Consider the following 3,975-nt stretch of genomic DNA (forward strand, 5'->3'; position numbering starts at 1 on the left):
CACCATGGGCCCCCGCGCCAAGGCTTAGGAACACGCGGGCCTTCTCCCCTTGGCGGGTGATGGTGGCGGGTCGGAGACCGGTCGGATGTGGGGTCACGCTCCCCCCGCCGTACCTTCCCGACCGTCCTAATCCGAGAGGCCTACCGACCCCTCATCCGACCCTGCTCCGCAGGGCCACCTTCTCCCACAAGGGGAGAAGGATCGGCATCACCTAACTCGGGTAGTCCAACTCTCCATCCAGGAAGTCGAACACCGCGGCCTTGGTCAGGGCGTGGGGAATGGCCGAGAAGTGGTCGCACCCGGGCACGGTGATCCCGTGGGCGTGGGGGAAGACAGCCGCCAGGTCGGCGGGGTCTCCGGCCCCGGTGTCGCCCTGGCCCGCCACCACCAGGACCGGCATGGGCAGGGTGGCCATGGCGTCGCGGTCAAAGGCGGGGTTTTGGGCTCCGGTCATGGCGGCCAGGGCCTGGCGGTCCTCCCCCTGCTCGTCGGCGAATTGGCGGAAGCTCTTCAGCATCGGCTGGGTGATGGTCTCGGGATCCTCGGCGAGCATGGCTTCGGCCATTGGATTTCCGCCGGGCAGGGCGCGCTCGCCGATCAATGTCCCGCCGACCCCGCCCAGCATCAGGTTCGAGATACGGTCGGGGGCCTTAAGCGCCGTGGCCAGCGCCGTGCGCGAGCCCATGGAATAGCCGAACAGGTCGACCCGGTTCAGGCCCAGGAGATCCAGCAGGGCGATGACGTCGGAAGCCAGCTTGTCGCGGGTGTAGGCGTCGGGCTCGTGGGGTTTTGCGCTCTCGCCGTGGCCGCGCTGGTCCAGGGCGATGCAGCGGATGCGGCGGCGGTCGAAGGCCGTGTACCAGCCGGTTCGCTTCCACCCCTCGTTCCGATTTGACGAGAAGCCATGGACCAGGACGATGGTGCGTTCCCCGCCGCCGGGCGGGACATTGTCGTCATAGGCCAGGGTCAGGCCGTCGGAGGTGAAGGTCGGCATGGAGCGTTTCCGTCTGCAGCGCGGCTCTGCGGCCGGTCGCGCCCATCTTACCTGGAGCCGTTCCGCTTCAAATGGCCATTTGAAGCGATCAGAAGGGCTCCCACGAAAATGTAGAGCGTGACGGGCGCCGAAACGGCGGCCACTTTCGGCTGTCACGCTCTATGGAGCCTGTCCGATCCACTCCCAGTGCCAGGGCTCGAAGGGATAGTTCACGAAGCCGAACCGGTGGGCGTTGGCCAGCAGCCAGCGATAGGTTGGGGTGTTGCTCATGTGCAAGCGGTTCGGGTCGGCGCTGGAATCGGGGCCGTAGTCCGGCGCCTGGCCGACATAGAGGTCCAGGGCCAGTCCGGTGCGATGCGGCGAGCAGGTGGCCCTGACGACGCCGTCGCAATTGCCCTCGGTCACGCAGCGGGCTGCGTCTGCGTCAGGATCGCGGAAGCCTGAGAAGATGGTCAGGTTGCGGCTGTCCTTGGCGATGGCCGGGACACGCTTGGCCGCGGCCACCATCCGGCGATAGGCGTCCAGGGTCCCGGGTCGCAGTGGGATGGTCTTGCCGCCATAACTCTCGGCCGGAGCGGCGACGACCAGGCTCATCGGTGGCGGCGGGCAATAACCGTCGACATTGACCATCACAAAGGGCCGGCGCTCCTGCCACACGCCCTTGAAGACGTTGAAGGTCGCCGCGTCCATCTCGCCGGTGCCCTTCAGGCGGAAGCGTTTCTGGAAGCCGGCCAAGAGTTGCGAGAACCGCGAGGTGTCGGGGGCGCAGAGCGTCCCCAGTTCTCGCTGGATCAGCGGGGCATAGGTCTCCCAGCCGATTTCGTCGCGGCGGAATGGCGCCCACGAGAGGCTGCGCAGGGACGAGGCGTTGATCCTCGCCGGGGGCTCGAAGGTGGCGACCCTGCAGGCCGAGGGCGAGGTCTGGGCGCAGGCCGTCGCGCCACCCAGCATCACGGCGCCGGCCACCATCGCCCCGGCCATCCGCCGGAACCGTCCAAAGGTTGAGGGCTTCCTCGTCACGACGCCCATTGTGCGCGGCTTATGGCGGAGGTCCACTGATGAACTGGTCTGCATCGATCCTTGTCCTCACGGTCGCGCTGGCCGCCTGCTCCGAGCCGCCCCCGGGCGGAGAGACCGCGCCCCCGGCAGTCAACGCGCAAGCTGCGCCGGCGCTGCAAGACATCGCCACCCAGCCGCTGGCCGTACCGGCCCCGGTGACCGGCTCAGCCTCCGAGCAGGGCAAGGCCATCGACGCCGCTGTCCTCCCCGCCGCCACAGCCAAGGACGCCGTCGCCCTGAAGGCGGCCCTGGTCCGGGCCCAGGTCCTGCTTGACCGCGCCCACTTCTCGCCGGGCGTCATTGACGGCGCCAAGGGTGAGAACATGCGCCAGGCCGTCTCGGCCTTCCAGAGCGCCAGGAACCTCACCGCGTCCGGTGAACTGGATGAGGCCACCTGGACCGCCCTGACCGCCGGCGCCACCCCGGTGACCCAGGACTATGTGATCACCGCCGACGACGTCACGGGACCCTTCGTGAAGATCCCCGCCAAGAGCGAGGACCAGGCCAAGCTGGAGAAGCTCGGCTTCGCCAGTCCTGCCGAGATGTTCGCCGAGCGGTTCCATATGGATGAGCGGCTGCTCAAGGCCCTGAACCCCGACGTCGATTTCGCGGTGGCCGGGACCACCCTCGTCGTCGTCGCGCCCGGCGTCGACAAGCTGAACGCCGCCGTCACCCGCATCGAGGTCGACAAGGCCGAGCGCGAGGTCCGCGCCTATGGCGAGGGGAATGTTCTGCTGGCGGTCTATCCGGCGTCGGTGGGGTCCACCGAGCGGCCCGCACCGACCGGCGAATGGGCGGTCAACACCGTCGCCCCCAACCCCACCTGGATCTACGACCCCAAGCGCCTGACCTTCGGCGACGGTAAGAAGGGCAAGTTCACCATCGCCGCCGGACCCAACAATCCGGTGGGCACCATGTGGATCGACCTCACCAAGGACACCTACGGTATCCATGGCGGACCCGACCCTGTCCTGATCGGCAAGACCGCCAGCCACGGCTGTGTGCGGCTGACCAACTGGGACGCCAACGAACTGGGCGTCGCCGTCAAAAAGGGCGCAGTGGTGGTGTTTGTGGGCTCTGAAACCAAAGCGGGAAAAACGACAGCGTGATCAACGCGCTGGCTATTTTAACCGGTCAGTCAGAAACCAAGGTTACTCAGAGAATACCCAGAATGGGTGTGACTAAAGGTCTCGGAGTGGCGGAATGTCAGGGCAAGCGGCGAAGACCGTAATCGCGACGATGAACCGGATCGACCGGGCGACGAAGCGCACCCTGAGAGAACGGGAACGCAAGGAGCGCCCGGCGGCCCGCGCCAGGAAGCCCGACACCACGGTGGCTAACGCCGCCAAGTACGACAAGCTGGTCGAAAACCTCACCCGCGCCCACTGCATCAAGTACGCTCGCAAGGACTGGAACACGATCGCCTCCCTGGGCCTGGTGGAGCCTGCTCCGCGCACTCACACCAAGGAACAGATCGCCCGAAAGAAGCTGGCCCGTTACGAGCCCGGCCTGATCGACGCCCTGTTTGGCCTGGGCGCCGACCGCCGGCGGGCCCTGGCCGAGGCCGTGCTGACCGCCGCCAAGGAGGACGCCGACCTCTACAACCGCGGCAAGCGCGCCGCCGAGGCGCACAATCTCGACGTCAACCTGGCCTCCAGCGTGCTGGCCCTGGACCTCTCCGCCATCGAGCAGACCCTGCGGATCAATCTCGACCTGGAGGCCATCACTCCGGCCCTCGAGGGGTTCGCCATCACCATGCCCTCGTCCGGGCGGATCATCGTCTATCTGGACGCTCTGGAACTGGACGCCATTCCTGACGAGGCGATCATCGCTGTCGACAATGAGCGCGCGGGCTACGCCGTGATGCCGATGGCCAACATCCAGGAGATGCACATCTCCAACGTCTGCTCCATCACCCTGCG

Annotated in this window: 4 protein-coding genes; 2 read left to right on the top strand and 2 right to left on the bottom strand. The window is 67.1% G+C overall.

Features of this window, described 5'->3' with window-relative positions:
• Nucleotides 1–211 precede the first annotated feature (211 nt).
• Both RMO97_RS04605 and RMO97_RS04610 read right to left on the bottom strand, forming a co-directional pair.
• On the bottom strand, nt 212–994 hold the full coding sequence (locus tag RMO97_RS04605; RefSeq protein ID WP_310539365.1) for an alpha/beta hydrolase: 783 nt from the start codon (nt 992–994) through the stop codon (nt 212–214).
• 159 nt (nt 995–1,153) lie between these two features.
• Entirely contained in the window at nt 1,154–1,975 is an 822-nt protein-coding gene (locus RMO97_RS04610) for a D-alanyl-D-alanine carboxypeptidase family protein (RefSeq protein ID WP_310539366.1), read from the bottom strand.
• A gap of 77 nt (nt 1,976–2,052) precedes the next feature.
• Between RMO97_RS04610 and RMO97_RS04615 the strand changes: the two genes are divergently transcribed.
• Both RMO97_RS04615 and RMO97_RS04620 read left to right on the top strand, forming a co-directional pair.
• Nucleotides 2,053–3,162, top strand: a complete 1,110-nt coding sequence (locus tag RMO97_RS04615) for a L,D-transpeptidase (protein ID WP_310539367.1) — start codon at nt 2,053–2,055, stop codon at nt 3,160–3,162.
• A gap of 130 nt (nt 3,163–3,292) precedes the next feature.
• A partial coding sequence (locus RMO97_RS04620) for a hypothetical protein (RefSeq protein WP_310539368.1) occupies nt 3,293–3,975 on the top strand: 683 nt, incomplete at its 3' end.

This window comes from Phenylobacterium sp., assembly GCF_031425575.1.
Lineage (GTDB): Bacteria > Pseudomonadota > Alphaproteobacteria > Caulobacterales > Caulobacteraceae > Phenylobacterium.

What these genes read in the sequence shown, in the direction of transcription:
- RMO97_RS04605 (WP_310539365.1), bottom strand. Translation starts at nt 994, where the DNA reads ATGCCGACCTTCACCTCCGACGGCCTGACCCTGGCCTATGACGACAAT.
- RMO97_RS04610 (WP_310539366.1), bottom strand. Translation starts at nt 1,975, where the DNA reads ATGGCCGGGGCGATGGTGGCCGGCGCCGTGATGCTGGGTGGCGCGACG.
- RMO97_RS04615 (WP_310539367.1), top strand. Translation starts at nt 2,053, where the DNA reads ATGAACTGGTCTGCATCGATCCTTGTCCTCACGGTCGCGCTGGCCGCC.